The sequence below is a fragment of the Brevibacterium sp. H602 genome, from assembly GCF_051172395.1.
Lineage (GTDB): Bacteria > Actinomycetota > Actinomycetes > Actinomycetales > Brevibacteriaceae > Brevibacterium.
The window spans coordinates 1-23,021 of sequence record NZ_JBPIZD010000028.1 but is presented as its reverse complement, the minus strand read 5'-3'; the positions used below and the strand labels follow the sequence as shown (position 1 = coordinate 23,021).

General features: G+C 66.4%; 17 protein-coding genes. 15 read left to right on the top strand and 2 right to left on the bottom strand.

Features of this window, described 5'->3' with window-relative positions; all coding sequences use genetic code 11:
- The first annotated feature begins 60 nt into the window (after positions 1 to 60).
- The 5 genes from ACSBQT_RS16150 (at position 61) to ACSBQT_RS16130 (ending at position 5,017) form a co-directional block, all read left to right on the top strand.
- Positions 61 to 1,989 (top strand): sensor histidine kinase, encoded by a 1,929-nt coding sequence (locus ACSBQT_RS16150; protein ID WP_410708963.1) that lies wholly within the window; start codon positions 61 to 63, stop codon positions 1,987 to 1,989.
- The gene (locus ACSBQT_RS16145) at positions 1,977 to 2,621 is read left to right on the top strand and encodes a response regulator transcription factor (protein ID WP_025778887.1); all 645 of its coding nucleotides are present in this window, start codon (positions 1,977 to 1,979) and stop codon (positions 2,619 to 2,621) included. The genes ACSBQT_RS16150 and ACSBQT_RS16145 overlap by 13 nt, the downstream gene beginning before the upstream one ends.
- A 1-nt stretch (position 2,622) precedes the next feature.
- Positions 2,623 to 3,558 (top strand): hypothetical protein, encoded by a 936-nt coding sequence (locus ACSBQT_RS16140; RefSeq protein ID WP_410708962.1) that lies wholly within the window; start codon positions 2,623 to 2,625, stop codon positions 3,556 to 3,558.
- A gap of 68 nt (positions 3,559 to 3,626) precedes the next feature.
- Positions 3,627 to 4,376: an SDR family oxidoreductase gene (locus ACSBQT_RS16135; protein ID WP_410708961.1), complete on the top strand. Its 750-nt coding sequence runs from the start codon at positions 3,627 to 3,629 to the stop codon at positions 4,374 to 4,376.
- 101 nt (positions 4,377 to 4,477) lie between these two features.
- The gene (locus ACSBQT_RS16130; RefSeq protein ID WP_435002097.1) at positions 4,478 to 5,017 is read left to right on the top strand and encodes a DUF421 domain-containing protein; all 540 of its coding nucleotides are present in this window, start codon (positions 4,478 to 4,480) and stop codon (positions 5,015 to 5,017) included.
- 3 nt (positions 5,018 to 5,020) lie between these two features.
- Here the strand turns inward: ACSBQT_RS16130 and ACSBQT_RS16125 are convergent, their stop codons facing one another.
- On the bottom strand, positions 5,021 to 6,031 hold the full coding sequence (locus ACSBQT_RS16125; RefSeq protein ID WP_410708959.1) for an amidohydrolase family protein: 1,011 nt from the start codon (positions 6,029 to 6,031) through the stop codon (positions 5,021 to 5,023).
- 86 nt (positions 6,032 to 6,117) lie between these two features.
- Between ACSBQT_RS16125 and ACSBQT_RS16120 the strand changes: the two genes are divergently transcribed.
- Both ACSBQT_RS16120 and ACSBQT_RS16115 read left to right on the top strand, forming a co-directional pair.
- Entirely contained in the window at positions 6,118 to 6,960 is an 843-nt protein-coding gene (locus ACSBQT_RS16120) for a DUF402 domain-containing protein (protein WP_410708958.1), read from the top strand.
- Positions 6,961 to 7,035: 75 nt separating this feature from the next.
- On the top strand, positions 7,036 to 8,058 hold the full coding sequence (locus ACSBQT_RS16115) for an NADP-dependent oxidoreductase (RefSeq protein WP_410708957.1): 1,023 nt from the start codon (positions 7,036 to 7,038) through the stop codon (positions 8,056 to 8,058).
- 125 nt (positions 8,059 to 8,183) lie between these two features.
- Here the strand turns inward: ACSBQT_RS16115 and ACSBQT_RS16110 are convergent, their stop codons facing one another.
- Positions 8,184 to 9,185, bottom strand: a complete 1,002-nt coding sequence (locus ACSBQT_RS16110) for an asparaginase (RefSeq protein ID WP_410708956.1) — start codon at positions 9,183 to 9,185, stop codon at positions 8,184 to 8,186.
- 53 nt (positions 9,186 to 9,238) lie between these two features.
- On the opposite strand from ACSBQT_RS16110, the gene ACSBQT_RS16105 reads away from it, so the two are divergent.
- The 8 genes from ACSBQT_RS16105 (at position 9,239) to poxB (ending at position 22,963) form a co-directional block, all read left to right on the top strand.
- Positions 9,239 to 9,670 (top strand): MmcQ/YjbR family DNA-binding protein, encoded by a 432-nt coding sequence (locus tag ACSBQT_RS16105; RefSeq protein WP_410708955.1) that lies wholly within the window; start codon positions 9,239 to 9,241, stop codon positions 9,668 to 9,670.
- Positions 9,663 to 12,587 (top strand): DEAD/DEAH box helicase family protein, encoded by a 2,925-nt coding sequence (locus tag ACSBQT_RS16100; RefSeq protein WP_435002096.1) that lies wholly within the window; start codon positions 9,663 to 9,665, stop codon positions 12,585 to 12,587. The genes ACSBQT_RS16105 and ACSBQT_RS16100 overlap by 8 nt, the downstream gene beginning before the upstream one ends.
- 89 nt (positions 12,588 to 12,676) lie before the next feature.
- Positions 12,677 to 14,140, top strand: coding sequence for a DUF3375 domain-containing protein (locus ACSBQT_RS16095; RefSeq protein WP_410708953.1), 1,464 nt, complete (start codon positions 12,677 to 12,679; stop codon positions 14,138 to 14,140).
- Positions 14,137 to 14,934, top strand: a complete 798-nt coding sequence (locus ACSBQT_RS16090; protein WP_410708952.1) for a DUF4194 domain-containing protein — start codon at positions 14,137 to 14,139, stop codon at positions 14,932 to 14,934. The genes ACSBQT_RS16095 and ACSBQT_RS16090 overlap by 4 nt, the downstream gene beginning before the upstream one ends.
- Complete coding sequence (locus ACSBQT_RS16085) at positions 14,931 to 18,509, top strand: ATP-binding protein (RefSeq protein ID WP_435002095.1); 3,579 nt, start codon at positions 14,931 to 14,933, stop codon at positions 18,507 to 18,509. The genes ACSBQT_RS16090 and ACSBQT_RS16085 overlap by 4 nt, the downstream gene beginning before the upstream one ends.
- Positions 18,506 to 19,903 (top strand): Wadjet anti-phage system protein JetD domain-containing protein, encoded by a 1,398-nt coding sequence (locus ACSBQT_RS16080; protein WP_410708950.1) that lies wholly within the window; start codon positions 18,506 to 18,508, stop codon positions 19,901 to 19,903. The genes ACSBQT_RS16085 and ACSBQT_RS16080 overlap by 4 nt, the downstream gene beginning before the upstream one ends.
- Positions 19,890 to 21,056 carry an MFS transporter gene (locus ACSBQT_RS16075; RefSeq protein WP_410708949.1) on the top strand — a complete coding sequence of 389 codons (1,167 nt, stop codon included), beginning with the start codon at positions 19,890 to 19,892 and terminating at the stop codon, positions 21,054 to 21,056. The genes ACSBQT_RS16080 and ACSBQT_RS16075 overlap by 14 nt, the downstream gene beginning before the upstream one ends.
- Positions 21,057 to 21,247: 191 nt before the next feature.
- On the top strand, positions 21,248 to 22,963 hold the full coding sequence (gene poxB / locus ACSBQT_RS16070) for a ubiquinone-dependent pyruvate dehydrogenase (protein WP_376904677.1): 1,716 nt from the start codon (positions 21,248 to 21,250) through the stop codon (positions 22,961 to 22,963).
- Positions 22,964 to 23,021 lie beyond the last annotated feature (58 nt).

Genomic DNA, 23,021 nt, shown 5'->3' with positions numbered 1-23,021 from the left:
ACGTGGGGTCGGAGGTCTTCGTGCTGTTCGCGAGTCCGCGGCTCCCGTAGCGTTATTGCTATGAGTGAGAAGACCCCCGAGAACCCGCAGGATCAGGAGCCTCTCGGCCCCGATCCGCAGGAGACTCACACCCCCGAGGCGGATCCCGCTGCGAGCGAGCGCGAAGAGTCAATCAGCGCCGAAGCGATCGTCAATGCACCGCCGACCACCGAAGTCGACGCAGCAGCGGTCGACGAACCGACCGCTCGCGAAGCAGGAGAGTTCCGGACGAAACCCGTCGACCTCGACGTACCGTTCGCGACGGGCTCGACCCGAGTGATGGGAGCCGGTGACCCGGCCCAGCGCCCGGAATACCCGCCGATGAACCCCACGAGGCCGGTCACCTACACTCACCCGACGGCTCCTGCGCAGGCTGGTCCTCGCACCCATCCCTCGGCTCAGGCCGCACCATCCGGGTACGCGCCCTCAAACAACGCGAACTACCCCACCCCGCCCGGCCACGCCCCTCAACCCGGACAGCGCCCAGCACCACAACCCGGCCCGCAGTTCGGTCGGCCCGCACCACATGCGCAGCCCGCACCGAACGCGCAGCCCATGCCGACGGCACAGCCGATGCCACGCCCGCGGCCGCCTCGGCGGATGAAGCCGCCACGCGAACCCGTCGCCTACGCACCGGTCACCGGTTCACTGCCGCTGAGCCGGGACGAGGCCACCGAGATCCCCGCCGACGGACCCATCACCTGGCCCAAACGCCCCACCGGAATCATCGGCGTGGCGAACCTCGTGCTCTCCGCCGTCCTCGCCCTGATCTGGGCGTGGATCCCGCTGGGACTGCTGTTCACCGGAATCGGCGGCATCTTCGCCCTCGGCCTCGGCGTCCTCGCCCTCCTCGTCTGGGTCCTCGTCCAGCAGGGTGCGAACAACGCCGAACGCTACCGGGCCGAACTCATCTATTCCGATAAGATCCCCGTCCCGAAGATCGAAAGCAGCAATCGCGATCCCGGCATGGGCCGCTTCCTCCACAACCGCTGGCTGCAGGTGAAATCCGGTGCCTTCTGGCGCTCGACCGCTCACCACTACATCAAGATGCTCCTCGGTCTGATCGTCGTCGCCGGCACCGTCGCCGCAATCTGCGGATCCATCTTCGGCATTTTCGCGGCCATCAACCCTCACGGAGTCAATACCTTCTTCATCGGCGAATCCATCGACGGACCGGCCCGCATCGGTGTGGCCATCGGCGCCGTCATCGTCCTCGCCAGCTCCCTGGCCATCCTGTGGTTCGCCCCGCTGCTCGACCGCGCCCTCGACCGGGCGCTGCTCGCCCCGGCCCGCACCGTGGCGCTGCAGGCCGAAGTCACGGAACTCGATCGGGCCCGGATGGCCGGCCTCGAGGCGGCAGCCGCGGAACGTCTGCGCATCGAACGCGACCTCCACGACGGAGCCCAGCCCCGCCTCGTCGCCCTGACCATGACCCTGGGCATGGCGAAGTCCAAGATCGACTCCGATCCGGAGAAGGCGAAGGAACTCGTGGCCGAAGCCCATACCGAAGCCAAGGGCATCGTCAATGAACTCCGCCAGTTGGCCCGCGGAATCCACCCCGCCGTCCTCACCGACCGCGGACTCGACGCCGCGGTCTCCGCCCTGGCCGGACGGTCGACGATTCCCGTCGACGTCGATGTCCGCCTCGAAGGCCGGATCGGTCGCGAAGCCGAGGCAGTATCCTACTTCGTCGTCGCCGAATGCCTGACGAACATCGCCAAGCACTCCGGCGCCACTCGCGCCAGCGTGTTCATCGCCCCGATCGAGACCGGTGTGCAGATCGTCGTCACCGACAACGGCCACGGCTGTGCACGCGTCGACCGCACCGGGCGTCACACCGGGATCGCCGGTCTCATCGACCGGGTCGAAGCCGCTCGTGGCACACTGAACCTGACCAGCCCCGCAGGTGGGCCAACGACTGTAGTTGTGGAGGTGCCATGCGCATCGTAATCGCTGAAGACTCTGCCGTCCTGCGGGCCGGACTCGAAAGGCTGCTCGCCGACGCCGGACACGAAGTCATAGCCGCCGTGCCCGACGCCAACGAACTCCTCGCCGTCGTCCACAACGATCCGCCGGACCTCGCCGTCATCGACGTGCGCATGCCCCCGACGTTCACCGATGAGGGCATCCGCGCCGCCGTCCTCATCCGCAAGCAGAACCCGGACGTCAAGGTCCTCGTGTTCAGCCAGTACGTGGAGGAGCAGTACGCATCCGAACTCATCGCCGAGAACACCGGCGGCTTCGGCTACCTGCTCAAGGACCGTGTCGCCGACGTCGACGACTTCCTCACCGCCGTTGATGAGGTCGCCGGCGGCGGCACCGTCCTCGACCCGGAGGTCGTGTCCCAGATCCTCGTGCGCACGCGCAAGAAGGACGGGCTCTCGACCCTGAGCCCCCGCGAACTCGAAGTCCTCCAGCTCATGGCAGAGGGCAAGTCCAATGCCGCGATCGCCCGCACTCTGTACCTCAGTGCCGGTGCCGTAGAGAAGCACATCTCCTCGGTGTTCACGAAGTTCGGTCTCACCGCCGACACTTCGGAGAACCGTCGAGTCCTCGCCGTCCTCACATTCCTCGGAGCATAGAATGCCTGCCACAGTGCGCATCAGCGAATCCGCCCGCGTCGGTCTGCGCGCGGTCCTGATCATCCTCGCCGCCGTCGTCCTCCTCGTCCCCGTCATCGTCAGCACCGCCCAGGGTGCTTCCCGCCTCGACTACGGGCGGATCGAATCGTCCGAACCGCTGCCGACGGCGATGAAGGAACTCAAGATCGGCCTCGACTCCGGTGGTGCCGTCGACATCAAGACCGCCGACGTCGCCGAGGCGACCGTGAAGCTCACCGGCACCGGTCCCCGTGACAGCTCCGCGAACCTTGAGGTCGACAGTCGAGCCGATACCGCCGAGGTGGCCGTGAAGAACGGCGGGAAACTCGAGAACACCCGGCTGACCGTCACCATCCCGACCAGTGAGGCGAAAGACCTCGCCCTGGACTTCGACGGCAACTACGGCCGGTTCGATGTCACCGGTGACTTCGCCGAGATCAACGCCGACACCGGCGGTGGAACTGCGAACGTGACCGGTTCGGCCGAGAAGGTGCGGACCACGAGCGATTGGGGTGCCACCTACCTGGACGGTGACTTCGGGACGGTGTCGGCCAAGACCGGGGTCGGTGCCATCGAAGGCGAGAACCTCAGCGTCAGCGACCGCATCGACGTGGTCAGTTCGACGGGAACGGTCGATCTCGACTTCACCAATCAGGCGATGCCCGTCGGCGGAATCATCGCGAAGACAGAAGAAGGTTCGATCGACATGCGGGTGCCGAATCTCAAGCTCACCTCAGAGGAGCTGGATGAGGACTTCTTCTACCGGATCAACGCGAAGTCCAATGACGGCACCGTCGACCTCGCCTCCGATCTGGAGAAGTACGATGTGGCGGATGACCCGAAGGAAGCCAAAGGCAAGATCCTCGTTCCGGTCTCGGCCACAGCCGATACTGGTACCGTCACAGTCAACCAGAACTGAGAAACGACCGGCGCACGGGCGGCCTCGACTGCGGGTCCGCCCGTGCGGCGTCTGAAGGGTCGACGATCATGCAGATCACCGTCTTTGGAGCCACTGGAACCTTCGGCAGGCAGTTGGTGCCCCAGCTGCGCGAACGCGGACACACTGTCATCGCCGCTCATCGCGGAAGCGGAGTCGACACGGTGACCGGTCAGGGAGTCGCCGAGGCGGCCGAAGGCAGCGACGTCCTCGTCGACTGCGTCAACCAGCTGACGACGAATGCGCGCAAAGCCATCGATTTCTTCTCTCGCAGCTCCCGTTCGATCGCCGAGGCGGCCGCCGAACAGCCCGGCACCTCCGTGGCCGTCCTGTCGATCGCGTTCCGCCCCGAGGCCGCAGAGTCGCGGATAATGGGCTACTACCAGGGCAAAGCCATGCAGGAGCGTATCTATCGCAGGCTCGTCCCGGACGAGCAGCTGCTGATGTTTCGGTCCGCTCAGTGGTTCGAACTCGTCGACACGATGACGGTCAAGGCCGGGCCGCTGCGTTTCGTGCCGAAGATGCGCGTGCAGGCCTTGGCCGTCACCGAGGCGGCCCGCATGATGGCCGAAGCCATCGACGCACGCGAACGCGGCACCATCGAGGTCGCCGGTCCTGAGATCAGCGATTTCGCTGAGATCGCCCGCAGGCTTGCCGCGGCACGTGCCCGGAAAGCCGGGACCAGGCGTTCGAAGATCGTCGGCATTCCCCTGCCCGGGCCGATGGCCCGCGACGGACTCATCCCACCGTCACCGAGGATGTCCGATAAGACCGTCGACGAATGGCTGCGCTCGGTGTGAGTCCCAGATGAGGCGCTGAGTCCCGGGCGAAGCGCTGACCCGGTTCCCAGCGCCACGCCCCGATCTCGGGGAACGGCGTATCATCCGTTCCGGAGGTTGTCATGGATTGGATGGAATACGGGCTCAACTGGGTCGACGCGGTCAGGATCGTCGTCTCATGCGTGGCCTTCTACTTCGGGATCATTCTGCTCTTGCGCATCTTCGGCCAGCGCACGCTGGCGAGCCTGTCGAGCTTCGACGTCGCCGCGATCATCGCGATGGGAGCGATCATCGGGCGGTCCATCCTCGGCGATACCCCGACCCAGGCCGCGGGCATCCTGGGTATGGCGACCCTGCTGATCCTGCAGGCGCTCAGCGGATTCGGCCGACGCTTCGGATTCGTGCGCAGCGTCGTCAACTCCCCGGCGGTGGTGCTCATGGCCGGTCGCGAGATCCTCGCGGACAATCTGTCGAAGAGCCACGTCGACCACGACGAACTCATCGCCAAACTGAGGTCGGCCGGCATCCGCAACCGTGATGAGGTGGCGTGCGTGATCCTCGAATCGACCGGTCAGATCAGCGTCATCCGACGCGGCGCACCCATCGCCGAGGAGATGCTCACCGGGGTCGTCGGCGCCGACCGAGTGCCCCGCGACGGCTGAGACTCAGTCGAGCCCGAGCACCTTCGCGCCGTTGGTCCACAGCACCGAGCGCATCCAGTCATCGCCGAGGCCCAGGGCGGCAAGGCCTGCGATCTGGTCGACGTAGGGGTAGGGAATGTTCGGGAAGTCCGAGCCGAGGATGACCTTGCCCTCAAGCTTGGCCAGGCGTTCGCGGTAGGCGGGGGTCACCTCGGCGGGGGTGGAGAAATACCCGGACGCGAACATCGTCGTATCGAGATAGACGTTGTCGAATCTCTCTGCGAGATCGGCGAACTCGTCGTACTCGGGCATGCCCATATGGGCGATGACGAACGTCAGCTGCGGGAACTTGGCCAGGACGTTCGCCACCGCCTGCGGCCCGGTGTACGTGCCCGGCAGGGGAGCGGATCCGGCGTGGATGACGATCGGCACTCGGGCTTCTTCGAGCGCCTTCCACGCGGGGCCGAGGACCTCATCGTCGGGGGAGAACACACCGACCTGGACGTGGACCTTGAACAGCTTCGCACCGGCGGCAATCGCGGCCGGGACGTAGTCGGCTGATTCGGGTTCGGCATAGAGGGTGCCGCAGTGGATGACGTCGTCGTGGGCGCCGGCGAACTCCGCATTCCATTCGTTGAGCCACGCGGCCATTCCGGGTTTGTGCGGGTAAGTCAGGGCCGGGATCGCGCGCAGGCCGAGCTCGCGGACGATATCCAGGCGGGTGTCCGTGTCGTACCGGTAGGTGATCGGCCAGTCGCGGCCGTAGTTGTCCGCGGCATTGTCGAAGTACTCCCACACCTTGTCGAGCACGTTCTGCGGAAGGAAGTGGACGTGGATGTCGGCGAGGCCCGGCAGGCCGAGGGCGCGGACGTAGTCGGGGACATCGGCATCAGTGCGCGGAGGAGCGGTCATCGTCTCCGGGACCTCGAAAGTCCGACCGATCGTCGTCTCAGGGGCAGGGTTCGCGGTCGGGGGAGTGGGTGCGGACTGGGCTGCCGAGAGGGTCTGAGTCGCTGCGTCATCGGAGTCGTTCATGGCCCCACTCTATGACCTCGCCGCCCGGGACTTCACGGGTGGTCGGTCTTCAGCGCTCGCCCATGCCCGGCGCATAGACTGCCCGCATGAGCCTGCGCGATCCATTCACGATCCCCACTCCGTCCCAGGTCAGGCCCGTGGGTCAGGCGCCGTACTGGAACCCGGGGCAGACAGTGACCTGGACGTTCCGTCGATTCGACTTCGACCGCGACCTCGCCGAGGTGGCCCGACCGATGCGTGTCATCGCTGATGGGCCCGAGGGGTCTGTCCTGTGGTTGGCCGGGGGTACGCCGACGCAGGAGACCCGCATCGTCGGGTGGGAGGGCACGAACGCGCACGATGTGCCGTTGAAGGCCCGGTTCCGACCGCCGGCCGAGGCACCGACGAGGATCAATGTCGAGGGCTCGTGGCGGGGTCGCGGGGTGCTCAAGATCGTTCCGTCGCAGGTGCCGTTCTCCGTGTGGGTGCTGCTCAAAGATGCTGGGGACGGTGTCGATCGTCCGGAGTCCGGCGGCGTGCGGGTCGAGTGGTACATCAATCTTGAGTCCACGCACCGTCGCACCGATGATGCGCTGTTCACCAGCGATCACATCCTCGATATCACTTTCCCGATCGCGTCTATGCCCCTGCATGCCGAGGACGGTCGGCTCGATCCGACGGGCGCCGTGTTCAAAGACGTCGACGAGCTCGCCGCGGCGGCGAACTTCGGGGCGTGGCCGAGGGAGTGGTCGGAGATCATCCGGGACAATGGCAGCCACCTGCTCGACCACCTCGGCGATTTCGGTTGGGCCTTCGATCCCGACTGGGAGACGGCGGCTCGTGATCTGGTGGGGAGGGCTCGACTGGGTGCCGCCTCGGTGTCAGAAAAATCGTTCGATCAGGAACATCGGGCGATCCCGAATGGTTGTTATGACCGACAGCATCGGTGATCGTCGCGGATGCACCTGTCGCCCCAATGAAGCACACAAGCGAAGAATGATCTGCTGCTGAAAGGAACCGTCTCCATGACGACCAACCATCGGATTCGCCTGAACTCGCGCCCCGTGGGCGCTCCCACTGCAGAGAACTACCTGCTCGACGAGGTGCCTGTGCCGACCCCGGGCGAGGGGCAGGTGCTGCTGCGCACCCTCTATCTCTCGCTCGATCCGTACATGCGCGGGCGGATGTCGGACGCGAAGTCCTACGCCAAGCCCGTCGAGGTCGGCGATGTCATGGTCGGCGCCACTGTGTCCGAGGTCGTCGAATCCAATGCCGAGGGCTTCGCCGCCGGTGAGATCGTGCTCGGCTACGGCGGTTGGCAGGAGTATTCGGTCGAGTCGACCGGACACCTGCGCAAGATCGACCCGGAGATCGCACCGATCTCCACCCACCTCGGTGTGCTCGGCATGCCCGGGTTCACTGCGTACGCGGGACTGCTCGAGATCGGTCAGCCCAAGGCCGGCGAGACAGTGGCCGTGGCCGCTGCGACCGGTCCCGTCGGATCCGTCGTCGGACAGATCGCGAAGATCAAGGGAGCGACAGCCGTCGGCGTCGCCGGCGGCCCCGACAAGGTCGCTCACCTGCGTGAGCTCGGCTTCGACGTGGCACTTGACCACCGCACGGGGAACCTGCGGCAGGAGCTGAAGGAGGCGGTGCCGCAGGGCATCGACGTCTACTTTGAGAACGTCGGCGGGGAGGTCTTCGATGCTGTGCTGCCGCGGCTCAATACGTTCGCTCGCGTGCCCGTGTGCGGTCTCGTCGCCAACTACAACCTCACCTCGCTGCCCGAGGGGCCGGACCGTTCGGGAGCGCTCATGGGCAACATCCTGTCGAAGTCGCTGCTCGTGCGCGGATTCATCCAGACTGAGTTCGCCGAGCGTCTGACCCCGCAGTTCCTCGAGGACATGAGCGGCTGGCTCAAGGAGGGCAAGGTCCGTTTCCGCGAGGACATCCGTCCCGGTCTCGACAAGGCTCCCGAGTACTTCAACGATCTGCTCACCGGCGGAAACTTCGGCAAGATGGTCGTCGCCGTGGGCGCCGAGAGCTGAGGCTTCCGATTAGTCACTGAATCGGAAACGAGGAGGCGGCGTCGGCCAGTTCTGGTCGTCGCCGCCTCTTTCGCCGTTGACGGCCGTATCGCCGGTTCAGTCAGGCAGGTATTCGTCGGTATCGCTCACACAAAGTGACCGAACACCTCGGCGGGATCGAGGCCGAAGCTCAGCGCCAGGTTGAGCGCGATGCGGGCCTTGCGAGCGTCGAGGATTCCGGCGGAGATGAGCCCGGAATCAAGCAGGCCGATCTCGCCGCCGGGATAGCCGTAGGTGCGGTGCAAGCTCGCACCCGAACCGGTACGTGAGGCCAGCACCACGGGCAACGTCTCGGCCAGTCGGGACACGGCGGGCAGCAGCTCTTCGGGGACGTGACCGCCGCCGACTCCGGAGAGGACGGCTCCGGCGAACCCGGACCCGGCGATGAGATCAAGGGTCTCTGCCGGTTCGCCCATCCCCACCTCGGCGAGGGCAATCTTGCTCAGCTGAGACGGACGGGGAAGTCCGGCGAACGGGGATTTCGGAGCCTGCGGCACGTGGGGGAGGTGGAGGTCGTCCTCGCTCAACCAGCCGATCGCGCCGAGGACGGGACCGGAGGAGAACGCGGCCGTCGAGGTGGTGTGCGACTTCGTTACGAACCTCGGATCGTGGACTTCGTCGTTGAAGACCAATGACGCCGGCAGATCGCTGACCTTGTCGGACAGAGCAGTGAGCGCGGCAGAACGGACGTTGGCCGGTCCGTCGGCGCCGGGCAAGGTCGGGTTGCGCATGGCCCCGGTGGCAGAGATATGGGTGTCCGAGTCATTGAGCAGCCAGAGCCCGAACGCGGACTCCTCGAGGGTGTCGGTGCCTTGGGTGAGGACGATGCCGTCGGCCTCGGTTGAGCGGGCGAGCTCGACGACATCGAAGAGCATCTCGAGGGTGACATTGGCGCTCGAGACCTGAGCGACCTGAGTGAAATCGGCCTGCAGATCCGGCCACACCTGGTCGAGACCCGCGGCCGCAGCGATCTCTGCCCCACTGAGTGCTGGAGCAACCCCACCTGATGCATTGGCGGTCGACGCGATGGTCCCGCCGAGAGCGGCCAAGAGCAGGTGAGGGGCGGTACGGGGTGAGGTCTCAGGCATGATTCGAGTCTATCGTCATCTCCCGCGTCAGTGGCCTTTGCTAGTCTCCACGCATGGACCCCGCCACCGTGCTCCGCCTGTCCCACGACCAAGCCATGCAGTACCCTTCGGTCGAGCGCGACCACCCGTTCGGACCGGACAATGCCGTGTACAAAGTGCGCGGGAGGATGTTCATGATGGCCTTCGAGCTGCGCGGGATCCCCAGCCTCAACCTCAAAATCGATCCCCTCGATGGCGAGGTGCTGCGAGACGCCTATACGGAGATCTCACCCGGCTATCACATGAACAAGAAGCACTGGATCACCGTCGCCGGGGAGGGGGTCGGCGCTGGAGACGGTGATGGGTCGGATGCGGCTGGCGATCGCCTCGACCCCGACCTACTCCACGACCTCGTGCTCGAGTCCTATTGTCTCGTCGTTGCCAAAATGTCCAAGAAGGACCGGCCGGTCGACCCTGAAACTTTCGGTGGGCGTGGGGATGACTGAAGACGTTCGGGAAGTGGCCGCGACCAGGCCGCCGTTGCGCCGTCACCAGGTTGAAGCCCTCTCGACTCTGCATGACGGTACCGCGGCCGATGAACGTCGGTCGTGGATCGTCCTGCCGCCAGGGGCGGGAAAGACCCGCGTCGGGATCGACTATGCGACACACCTGCTCGATCACAATCTCATCGAACGAATCGTGGCCTTCGGCCCGAATACGGCGATTCAAGGTCAATGGGCCAAGGAATGGAACCGCCTCGGCGAGGGGCGTCATCCCGCCGGAGGCACACTTGAACTCACCCAGACCTTCACCGCCCTGACCTACCAGTCCCTGGCCGTCTTCGACTCGGACCGAGAGACCGTCGACCGCGAAGAAAGCACGGGCAACACTGACCGGGACTGCGAAGGCCATGCAGACGACGCCGTTGCCTCCGAACCAGGCGGCAGCCTGCTCGACTCCCTGGCACCCGGCGGCCGGGCGCTCGTCGACAACCTCGTCGCAGCCGGTCCGACGCTGCTCATCCTCGACGAATGCCATCACCTGCTCGAGGTCTGGGGTCGGCTGCTGGCCGACCTGTTGGCCCTGCTGCCGGACGTGTGGGTGCTCGGGCTCACGGCCACCCCGCCGGCGACGATGTCGACCCGGCAACGCGAACTCGTCTCCGACCTCTTCACCTCCATCCGCTATTCCGCGTCCATTCCGGCGCTCGTCAAAGAAGGCGACCTCGTGCCCTTCGCGGATCTCGTCTGGGTGACCGAACCCACCCGAGAGGAACAGGACTGGCTGGCGGCACAAGCCGAACGGCACACAGAGTTCATCACCGGCGTTCTCGACCCCGGCCAGGGCACGATCGGGCTGCTCGAATGGGTGGATCGACGGTTCCTCGGCGACCGTGCCGAATCGGTGGATTGGCAGACCATGAGCCGGCAGCGTCCCGAACTCTGCGATGCGGCCCTGCGCCTCCACCACGCTGGTCTGCTGCACCTGCCGCCCGGAGCCCGACCCGGCGAACAGCACCGTCGCGACCCCGACCCGGACGACTGGGCCCGCCTCATCGAAGATTGGATGCGCCACCACCTGCTCGCCTCCGATGCCGCGTCCGACCAGGAACTCGCCGAGGCGATCCGCCGTCGACTGCCCGCGATCGGATACCGCTGGTCCCGCCACGGAATCGCCGCCGGACGGTCGCCGGTCGACCGTGTCCTCTCCCACTCGGCGGCGAAGCCGCGAGCCTGCGTCGACGTTGTCTCCGCCGAGGCCGCCACTCTGGGCGACCACCTGCGGATGCTCGTCCTCTGTGACTTCGAATCCGCCACCGCGACCCTCTCCGCCGATGTCCGCACCGTCCTCAATGAACGCTCCGGTTCGGCCCTGCTCGTCCTCGAAACACTGCTCGCCGACCCCCGGACCGCGCGCCTGTGCCCGCTCCTCGTGTCCGGGCGCACGGTCGCCGGACCCCCGCACATCCTGACCGAATTGCGCGAGCACATCGCGACCGACGACGAAGAACTGGCCGCCCGGCTGGAAGTCACCGACCCTGAGTCCGGGGTCAGCCGCCTCGACGGGAGCTGGACCAGCCGCGATTGGGTGCCGTACGTGACCGCCTTCTTCACCTCTGGGTCCGCGCAGGTGCTCATCGGCACCCGGGCGCTGCTCGGCGAAGGCTGGGACGCACCGGCCGTGACCGGACTCATCGATCTCACGAGCGCGACCACCCCGACCGCCGTGACCCAGACCCGCGGTCGGGCGCTGCGCGAAGACCCGGACTGGACGGACAAGGTGGCCTTGAACTGGACAGTCGTCTGCATCAGCCCGGATCACCCGCGCGGGGGCCAGGACTGGAACCGGCTCGTGCGCAAACACGACGGATTCTTCGGCGCCGATGCCGAAGGTGAGATCGTCGACGGCGTCGCTCACATCGACCCCGCGTTCTCCGCTTTCTACCCGCCCGAGGACGATATCGACGCCATCAATGCCCGGATGACCATTCGCTCCCAGTCTCGCGCCGAGGTGGCCGAACGGTGGAATGTCGGCGCAGACTACCGCGACGAAGAGCTGCGTTCGGTGCGCATCGTCGCCGCCGACCCCGACCAGGCCGTGCTCGGTTCCGAACTGGCAGAAGCCGGCGCCGATCGCGGCGATAACGCCTCCGTTTCCGACACCGCCGGAGACGATGAAGACCCCGATGGCATCATCCCGATGCCGCGGCACCGCGGCGGTGATCCCGGAAAGATTCTTCCCTTCTCGCTTCGCGCGCCGACAGTCATCGTCTGGGCGACGGTGGGTCTCCTCACAGCTGTGGCAGCCGTGCTGAGCGGCGGGGCCGCGATGTGGATCCTCGGCGTCATCGCCGTCGGGCTGCTGCTGAGCCTGCCGGTCGTCCTCGCCGTTGCCGGCGGTCGCCGGCAGCGCCTGTACGGGGCCTCCCCGGCCGTCGCGCAGATCGCCGGTGCCGTCGCCGAGGCGCTGCACACCGTCGGACTGATCAGCGTCGATGCCGACGCAGTGCGGATGGCAATCGACGCACGCGGTGACTTACGGTGCCACCTCGATGCGGATCCCGCCTCGGCGGAGGTCTTCGCGCTCGCTTTCGACGAAGCGGTGTCGCCCATAGGCGACCCGCGGTACCTGCTGCCGTGCTGGCGCCTGCCGAGTCGCGCCCACGGGGTGCGCAGCTGGTGGACGCGAATGAGGTGGGGGACCGGCACCGCGCAGAAGACCGACCCGATCTGGGTCGGTGTGCCCACCGTTCTGGGGACGAAGAAGGAACGTGCGGTGGCCATCGCCGCCGCGTGGGACACCTGGATCGGAGGAGGCGAACCGATCTACACCCGCAATCCCGACGGTGCCGGCCTCCTTGCGGCCGTGCGCGGAGGCGACCCCTGGGGGATGACCTCGGTGCTGCGGATGCGCTGGCGCTAGTTCACAATCTGGCCGGCTTCGGCTCGCGGAGCTGCCGACACCGTGGTGCGAATTGGCGCGCACCCGCCAAGGCACAGAGAATAGTTCCTATGTCCGCCCTGTCATCCGCGCTCGCCTACCGGCGACTGCTCGAATCGAATGCCACCCTGCGCATGCTCCGGGCCGACAACCTCGCTGTCATGGCAGGAACCCTCGACGCTCATCTCGGCAAGCCCGGCACCAGGATGAACACCGAGGATCTGCACGAAAGCATCGACGCCGACCTCGAGGAGCTGCGCGACCACTTCGACCTCTCCCTGCGGACGGCGAAGGCCTACTGCGATGACTGGCGTCGCGCCGAAATCCTCGTCCGCCGTCCTGCCACCGCCGCCAGAGGCGAAACCTACGAGCTCTCCGCCGCCGGGTTCGATGCCATCCGCATGCTCGAACAGCTGCGCACCCCGCCGCAGACCGCCACCGAATCCCGGCTGGTCAGCCTCGCCCAATCCGTGCGACAGCTGGCCATCGACACCGACCCCGACAGCTCTCGCCGCCTCGCCTCCTTGCGCGCCGAACGTGACCGCATCGACGCCGAGATCGCCCGTGTGCGCCGCGGCGATCCGCGCTCCGTCGTCCTCGACAGACGCCGAGCCAACGAACGCGTCTCCGACATCCTCCAGCAGGCGCAGGGACTGCCCGCCGACTTCGCCCGCGTGCGTGCCCGCTTCGAAGAGCTCAACCAGGACTTGCGGATCTCGATCCTCGCCGCCGAGGACTCCCAGTCCCAAGTCCTCGACGAAGTGTTCCGCGGCGTCGATCTCATCGAATCCTCCGACGAAGGCCGCACGTTCTCTGCGTTCTCCGCCCTCGTCCGCGACCCCGAACAGTCCGCTGCCTTTGACGACGACATCGCCGCCATCCTCGACCGGGACTTCTCCGCCACCCTCTCCCTGGCCACCCGCCGTTCCCTGCGCACCCTGATGCGCCAGATGAAAGACGGCTCCCATGAGGTCTCTGACATCCTCACCGAGTTCGCCCGTGGCCTGCGACGCTACGTCCACTCCCACGAATTCCAACGCGACCGCGTCATGCGCACCCTCCTCCAAGAGGGCCTCGCCGCGGCTGCACCCGTGTCGCAGGAGCTCAAACCCTACGACGAGATCGGCATCGATCTCGAACTCTCCAGCGTCTCACTCGGCAGCGTCGGCGAGGTCATCCTGCATGACCCCGAGGAGTTCAACGCCGGAGCGGAACTCGGCGAAGCCACGGACTCCGAGATCGACTTCGCCGAACTCATCGCAGTCGCCCGCGAATCCGAAATCGACTTCGCCGAGCTCACCGAGAACATCAACTCCGTCGTCACCTCCACCCACGAGGCCTCCGTCTCCGACGTGCTCGAGACCTTCCCCGCCACACAGGGACTCGCCAGCGTAGTCGGCCTGTTGTCCCTGGCCAGCACCTATGGCCACGTCGATGTCGGCAACCGCGAAATCCTCACCTGGGCCGGCGTCGACGGCATCGTCCGCACCGCCGCGATCCGCCGCCACTACTTCACCGAAGGCATCACCCTATGAGCCCCACCCACCACGACAACGACACAGCCCCCGCCGAGGTGGGGGCCGCCTCGGCGAGGGAATCCACCGATTCCGCGGACGACCTCAGCCACAACCCCAGCGGTCTGTGGTCCGGTGACACCGGAACGCTGGGAGAGCGCACCCGCCGAGTGCTGCTCGAACTCCTCAAGGGACCGTACGTGTCTGGGACGCAGAGTCCGCAGCTGTGGGCGGCTCTCGTCGCGGACGAAGGTCTCGTCCGTTCGCGCCTGCATGATCTGTTCCTCGACCTCGTCATCGACCGGGTCGACGAATTCGCGTTCACCCGCAAGATCGTCACCGACGAGATCGACGCGCCCGCCGCCGTGCGCAGCGAACGACTCACCTTCCTCGACACGGCGATGCTGCTCGTGCTCCGGCAGCTGCTGTTGGCCGCACCAGGGGAGAAGCGCGTCATCGTCGATCGCGAAGAGGTCTATGAACGCCTCGCGATCTACCGCACCGGGGACGAATCGACGTTCCAGCGCAACCTCAACGGTGCGTGGTCGCGGATGAGCAACCGGCTGCGCGTGCTCCACAAAGCCGGTGAGGATCGCTTCGAGATCTCCCCGATGGTGAAGTTCCTCGTCGACGAGGACCGTGTGCGCGAGCTCATCGCCGTCTACGAACGCATCGCCGCCGGTGAAACCGATGCCGGTGAAATCAACGCTGACGAGATCGATGACGGTGAGGACTCCATCGCCGAGGCGGTCGTGGACAACACCGCCACCGACGCATCGGAATCCGATACCGACACCGAGGAGGACGAAGCGTGACAGAGGCACTCTTCCCGCTCGACGCAGCGTTCGTCGCCGACCAGGCGCGTGCTCGCGGAGCGAACCGACCCGACGTCGGCAGCCAGTGGCGGTTGAGCGAGATCCAGATCGCGAACTGGGGCACCTTCGACGCCGACATCCACCGCATCCCCGTCTCTCACAAGGGCCACCTCATCACCGGGCCCTCGGGCTCGGGCAAGTCGTCCCTCCTCGACGGTATCGCCGCCGTGCTCACCCCGGACAAGTGGCTGCGCTTCAACGTCGCCGCTCAGACCGCGGGCGCCCGCCTCGACCAGCGCAGCCTCGTCAGCTACGTCCGCGGAGCCTGGACGCGCACCGCGGATTCCGAAGAAGATCGGGTCGTCAGCAAATATCTGCGTCCACGCGCCACTTGGAGCGGCATCATCCTCCGCTACGACAACGGCAGCGACAAGCCCCTGTCGCTGGCGCGACTCTTCTTCATCAAGGGGTCGGGAACGAAAATGACGGACCTTTCCGACGCCTGCGTCCTCGAGCGGGCGGACCTCGACCTCTCCGACCTGCAGCACTACGCCCGGTCCGGACTCGAAACCCGCAAACTCAAGGCCGACCATCCTGATGCCGTCGTCACCTCGAACGGCCACCACGGGAAGTTCTATGCACGGATGCGCAAGACGTTCGGCATGGCCGACGAGTCCGCGCTCCAGCTGCTGCACAAGACACAGTCGGCGAAGAGCCTGGACAGCCTCGACCGGCTCTTCCGAGACCATATGCTCGAAAGCCCGGTGACCTTCGACCTCGCCGAGACCGCCGTCGCCCAGTTCGGTGACCTCAAAGACGCTCATGACCATGTCGTCGAACTGCGCAAACAGCGCGATCATCTGCTGCAGCTGCGTGAAGCCGCCTCCCGTTTCGAGACCGCCAATGACATCGCCGCGAAGTCGATCGCGCTCAGCGAATCTCTGCTGCCGTACCAGAAGCGGCGCGAGCTCGATATCCTCCGCGCCGATCTCTCGGCGCTGACCAGGCAGATCGTCGAACTCGAAGTCACCGCTGACCGCGCCAAACGTGACTTCGACGCCGCTGTCGACGAATACGACTTGGCCAGACGGGCCACTTTGGAGCTCGGCGGTTCCGAGGCCGAACACCTTCAGCAGCGTATCGATACCGCCGAGACCGAACGCCGTGCCATCGCCGAACGTTGGGCAGGACTGGCTCGACAACTCGAGCAGGCCGGCATCGAGAATGCGCCGACCACCGCCGCCGAGTTCGCCGAACTGCAGGCTCAGATCGCGTCCAGCCTCGACGACGAGTCCCAGGTGGCCGGACCCAGCCACGCCGACCACGACCGCTTCTCCCAGGCACGGGCGAAAGTCCGCGAACTCGAAGGGGAGATCGAATCCCTGCGGCGGTCCGGCTCAACAGTGCCGAACAACCTCATGGCGATCCGGTCCGAGCTCGCCGCCGGCACCGGACTGAGCGAAAAAGCGCTGCCGTTCGCGGCCGAACTCATCGAAGTCGACCCGTCCGAAGCCCGATGGACGGGCGCGATCGAACGCGTGCTGCGACCGCTGGCGCTGACGGTCCTCGTCCGCTCCGAGAACCTCTCGGCCGTGCGCACCTGGGTCGATGCCCACCGCATCCGCGGCCGGCTCGTCTTCGAGGAGATCCCGCACTCAGTGCCGAGCCCCCGCCCCGTGGGCAGTGAGAAGTCGCTGGTCAACAAGGTGAATGTCAGCGACACCGGCTTCGGCGACTGGGTCCGGACCACCCTGTCCGAACGCTTCGACTTCGCCTGCGTCGACCACCCGGACGAACTCGACGACCACCACCGCGCCGTCACCGTCAAAGGTCAGGTCAAAACCTCACGCACCCGGTACGAGAAGGACGACCGGCGGGCCATCGACGATCGCAGCCAATGGGTCCTCGGCGACCGCGAAGCGAAACTCGAAGCCCTCATCGAATCCCTCAAAGAGGCTCAGTCGGAACTGGCAGCGGCCGAACAGGTGGTCGCGGCTGCCGATGCCGAAACCGCTGCCGCACACCGTCGCCGGGGCATCCTCGCCGGCATCCGTGAACAGTCCTGGCGCGACGTCGACCGGGCCGGTGCCGCCGAAAAGGTCGCGACTCTCGAGCGGCAGCTGTCCGAACTCGAAGACGCCGACGGTGACCTGCAGCAGGCGATCGGAGCCGAACGCGAAGCCAAGGCGGTCAAGGACGAAGCCGAGAAAGCGAAGAACGACGCCGACTACGCTCTTCGCCGTGCGAACGAGGAATCGACGGGGTTGCGCTCGAACATCACCCGGATCGAGGACGACGTCAACGCCGGTCGCATCGCGGAGGTGGAGGACCACCTCGGCGAGGAGTTGGATGATCGGTTCCGGAAGATCCAACGCAGCATCAAGCGGGAGAACCTCGCCGAGGTGGGCCAGCAGGTCTCGCAGGTCCTGCAGGAGGAGAAGGACCGGGCGCAGGCGGATGCCAGCCGTGCCGGTCAGTCCGTGACACGCTTGGCCGCAGAGTTCAAGGCCGCATGGCCGTCGGTATCGTCCCAGCTCACAGCAGAAGTCGATGATCGTCGAGCCTACTTGTCGATGCTCGATGAGATCCTCGCGCACGGACTGCCCGATCATGAGAACCGGTTCCGGGAGCTGCTGCAGCAACGGTCCCGAGACCTCATCGGCGAACTCCTCAACGAGATCCATGCCGCTCCGCGTGAGATCGAGGATCGAGTCGCGCCCATCAATTCCTCCTTGCTGCGCTCGCAGTTCGACGAAGACCGGTACCTGCGGCTGAAGGTCAAGACCCGCCGGTCCGAGACCGTCAACGCCTTCATCGCCGATCTCCGCCTCGTGGCGAGCGGCAGCTGGGGCGAGGACGATATGGAGACGGCGGAGAGGAAGTACGACACTCTCGCCGAGGTGATGCGCCGATTCGCCTCCAGTGAGCACGTCGACAAGGTCTGGAAGACCCAATGTCTGGACACACGACTGCACGTGAGCTTCCTCGCCGAGGAGATCGACGACCACGGTCGCGCACATGCCACCTACGATTCGGGCGCGGCGATGTCCGGTGGTCAGCAGCAGAAGCTCGTGATCTTCTGCCTGGCGGCAGCGCTGCGCTATCAGCTCGCCGACCCGGACGAGGCGATCTCGAAGTACGGCACGATCATCCTCGATGAGGCCTTCGACAAGGCCGACACCCGCTATACCCGAATGGCTCTGGACATCTTCATCGAGTTCGGGTTCCACATGGTGCTGGCGACACCGCAGAAGCTGCTGCAGACGATCGAACCCTATGTGGGTGCGGCGACCTCGATCGAGAATCCGAGCCGGCAGAAGACCCTGACCTCGACGATGGTGTGGGACGAGACGGAGCGGGACGGGGCTGGAGCGGAGTCGGTCCCGGAGTCAGAGTCGGAGTCGGAGTCAGTCGCTGGCGCTGGCGAAGAGTCGAGCAGCGCCGGAGCGGCCACGGAAGCTGAGGGATCGGACGGTGCCGGTGGGGCAGATGGGTCTGAGAGGGCGGCCGGCTCCGACAGCATCCGTGTGGCCGGTGAAGTCGAGCTTGAGTTCGAGGATTCGGACGCCCAATGACGATGCTCTCCGTCGCCGAGGCTCGGGGCAAGGCGCGCAGGCGCCTGGCTGCGTCTATGGCTGCCTGGGCGGCGGAGCAGGTCGCGGAGGTGCGAATCGAGATTGCCCTCAAACCGCCGACGGAGCAGCAGGTGCTCGCCGATCAGGCTGCCGCCGCCGATTGGGCAGGGAGGTGGCGGGCTGTCGGAGAACGTTCCGGGAGGACCTCTTCGGTCTCGCCCGGACTCTCCGGGGCGGGCACACCTGCTGAGCTCGAGATCGATTGGGAAGATCGCAGTTGGGCCCGCGTCGGTCGGCAACGCGTCCCGGTCCGACTGCGACTGTTGACGCCTGATGCAGTGGCCGTTTTCGTCGGCGGCGACACCGCTCGAGAATGGCGGAGACTGCGAGTCCGCGCCGTCAGCATCCGGCAGCGACTCGGGTCCGTATCGAACGGCACCGCAGCGAATCGCGACGAAGACACGGAGGCCATCTCGGACGGGGACTCCCTTGCCGCGGCGATACGTTCCCAGTCGAAGCGGATCCTCTCCTTTTCCGATGCCTCGTTCGCGACCGTCATCGACGTCATCGACTGGCTGCGCACCCATCCGCTCGGATCGCTGCGGCCCAGACAGCTGCCCATTCGCGGGGTGGACTCGAAGTGGTTCGAGACCCACCGCAGTCTTGTCACTGCCCTGCTGACCGCGATCGGGCGTGCCGACGCTGTCACAGTCCTCGATGCCGAACCGCGACTGCGGCTGCGCATCCTCGACACGACTCTGATCGCCGCTGCGGATCCCGCAGCCACTGGCGACCGTGCTTCGAACAGCGCTCCCGCCGTGCATCTCGACGACATCACCGCACCGATCTCCCAACTCGGCCGACTGCCCACATCGCCGCGGCTGGTCTTCGTCTTCGAGAACCTCGAATCCGTGCTGGCGATGCCGGAATGGCCAGGCGCGGTGGCGGTGCACGGCTCCGGCTATGCCGTCGACGGGGTCGCTCGACTGGGCTGGATCGCCGGAGCACGTGTGATCTATTGGGGCGACCTCGACTCCCATGGCTTCGCGATCCTCAACCGCCTGCGCAGCCACTTGCCAGAGGTCGAATCCGTGCTCATGGACGAAGCGACTCTGCTCGCACACCAGGATCTCTGGGTGCCGGAACCGAAGCCGAGCACCGGCACTTTTGCACACCTCACCGGCACTGAGGCGCGGGCCCTCGAACGACTCCGCGCCGAAGGCCACGTTCGACTCGAACAGGAACGCATCCCGTGGGATACGGTGCTGAACCGACTGCGGACCGCGGTCGGCACGGAGACGGCGGGCCGCCTCGGTGTGGGTGCCGTGCCCGGAACTGAGCACTATTCGGCATGGCAGCGCCGTCTCGGCGAGGGCTCCGATGACGACCGATAAGCCGCGCGGGGGACTGGCCGCCCTCTGCGTCGCCGAACTGGTGTGCTGGGGTCTGCTCTACTACTCCCTGCCGGTGGCGGTCACCCCGATCTCTGACGATATGGGCTGGAGCCACACGACGGTGACGGCGGCGCTGACTCTCGGACTCATCGTCTCAGCGCTCATGGGGCCCAGCGTCGGGCGCCTCCTCGACAGGCACGGTCCGCAACTGATCATGGGCGCGGGTACGGCCGTCGGAGTCGTCGCCCTCGGACTCGTCGCGATCGCGCCGAACCTCTTCGTGTTCTTCGCCGCGTGGATCCTCGCCGGGTTCGCCCAGGCAGCGACGCTCTACCCACCGGCTTTCGCCGTCATCACGCGCTGGTACGGGGCGGAGCGGACGAAGCCCCTGACGACGATCACGCTCGTCGGCGGGCTCGCCTCGACGGTCTTCGCCCCGATCATCGCCTGGCTCATCGACTGCCTCGGCTGGCGGGGAACCTACGGTGTGCTCGCGGGACTGCTCGCGGTCCTGGCACTGCCGATGCACCTGTTCTTCCTCAACCGCACCTGGACCGACGAGGCGGCCGCGTCGACGGTCAAACCGAGCCGGGCCGAACTGCGCCAAGTCACCCGGCACCCACGCTTCATCACCCTGCAGATCGCCGTCGCTATCGCCACGTTCACCCTCTTCGCGGTGACGATCAACATCATCCCGCTCATCATCGAACGCGGTGCCGACTACAGTCTGGCGGCCATCGCCCTCGGGCTCGTCGGCTTCGGCCAGGTGGCCGGACGATTCGGCTACCCGAGCCTGGAACGGCACTCGTCGACGCGGGCGCGGACGGTCATCCTCTTCGCCTCCGGTGCGGTCGGCCTGTGGCTGCTCGCTCTGGTCCCCGGCCCGATCTGGCTGCTCATCGGTATCGCCATGCTCGGCGGCGGAGTGCGCGGCTGCATGACGTTGCTGCAGGCCACGGCGGTGTCCGACCGGTGGGGAACGAAGAATTTCGGGGCCATCAACGGCGTCTTCGTCGCCCCGATCACCGCGGGCACGGCGCTCGCGCCGGTCGCCGGTCCGGCCTTGGCCGGAGTGCTCGGCGGCTATCCGATGATGGCGGTGGCGATGGCCGGACTGCTCACGCTGGCGACCCTGCTGTCGGCGCGGACGTGAGCGCCGCCTCGGCGAGGGCATTCCCTGACCGGAACGGCAGATATTCCCTGAACCGAGGGTGAGGAATCGGACAGCCGCCCTGGTGGACTTCGGGGCTAGACTGAAAGCGCGGTCAAGGCCCCGAGCGTGGGGCCGCCCCCTGCCGGGGCTGTGAATGCACCCCGGTGCCATGGTTCAACGGAAGGAAGTCAATGCCCACCGTCGCCAGAAACATCGTCGATACCCTCGTCGCCAGCGGAGTCAAGCGCGTCTACGGCATCCCGGGAGATTCGCTCAACGGATTCACCGATGCTCTCCGCGTGAACCCGCAGCTCGAATGGGTCCATGTCCGCCACGAGGAGGCCGCTTCCTTCGCCGCCAGCGGCGAGGCCGCCCTGACCGGTGAACTCGCGGTCTGCGCCGGAAGCTGCGGACCCGGCAACCTCCACCTCATCAACGGGCTCTTCGATGCCCAGCGTTCGCGGGTTCCCGTGCTGGCCATCGCCGCCCAGATCCCCAGCGACGAGATCGGCTCGAACTACTTCCAGGAGACCCACCCGACCGAGCTGTTCCGTGACTGCAGCGTCTACGTCGAGAACGTCTCCTCGGCAGAGCAGATGCCCCGACTGCTGCGCATCGCCATGCGCGAGGCCATCGAGAAGCGCGGCGTGGCCGTCCTCGTCATCCCCGGTGACGTCGGTCTGGCAGACATCGATGCCGCCGCCGAGGTGGTCAAGGCTTACCCGTCGCACATGATCCCCGCGGAGTCCCAGGTCGAAGCCGCGGCCAAGGCGCTCAACAAGGGCAAGAAGACGACGATCCTCGCCGGTGCCGGCACCGAAGGCGCCCATGATGAGCTGCTCGCCATCGCCGAGAAGCTCCAGGCCCCGATCGTCCATACGATGCGCGGCAAGGAATTCGTCGAACCCGACAATCCCTACGACGTCGGCATGACCGGTCTGCTCGGATTCTCCTCCGGCTACGCCGCGCTCAAGGACTGCGACACTCTGCTCATGCTCGGCACCGACCTGCCCTACCAGCAGTTCTACCCCGAGGATGCGACTGTCATCCAAGTCGATGTGCGCGGATCCCAGATCGGGCGGCGCACGAAGGTCGACATTCCGCTTGTCGGAACGGTCGCCGACACCGTCGAAGCGCTGCTGCCGAAGATCAAGGCCAACCGCAGCAGCACGCATCTGAAGTCCCTGACCAAGCACTATCAGAGGACCCGCAAGGACCTCGACGAGCTGGCGACACCCTCGAAGCGGACGATCCACCCGCAGTACCTGACCCGCCTCCTCGATGAGATGGCCGATGACGACGCCGTCTTCATCCCCGACGTCGGGTCACCCGTGGTGTGGGCGGCCCGCTACCTGACGATGAATGGCAAGCGCCGCCTCATCGGATCCTTCAGCCACGGGTCGATGGCCAATGCCCTGTCTCAGAGCGTCGGAGTGCAGTCGGCTTTCGAGGACCGACAGACCATCGCGCTCGCCGGCGACGGCGGACTGGCCATGCTGCTCGGTGAACTCATCACGCTCACGCAGAACAAGTTGCCGGTCAAGACGGTCGTGTACAACAACTCCTCCCTCAACTTCGTCGAGCTCGAGATGAAGGCGGCCGGTTTCGTCACGTTCGGCACGGACCTCGACAACCCCGACTTCTCCACTATCGCCGAGGCGGTCGGGATCAAGGGCTTCCGCGTCGAGAAGTCCAAAGACCTGCCGAAGGTCGTCAAGGAATTCCTCGCCTACCCGGGGCCCGCGGTCCTCGACGTCGTCACCGAACGCCAGGAGCTGTCGATGCCGCCGTCGATCACCGTCGAGCAGGCCAAGGGCTTCGCGCTCTACGCCATCCGCACGGTGCTCTCGGGCAAGGGCGACGAACTCATCGACCTCGCCCGGACGAACATCCGTCAGCTCTTCTGAGGAGCACGCGCCGAGAAACGGGTTGAGCGTCGAGACTCGGGTGTACACACCCGAGTCT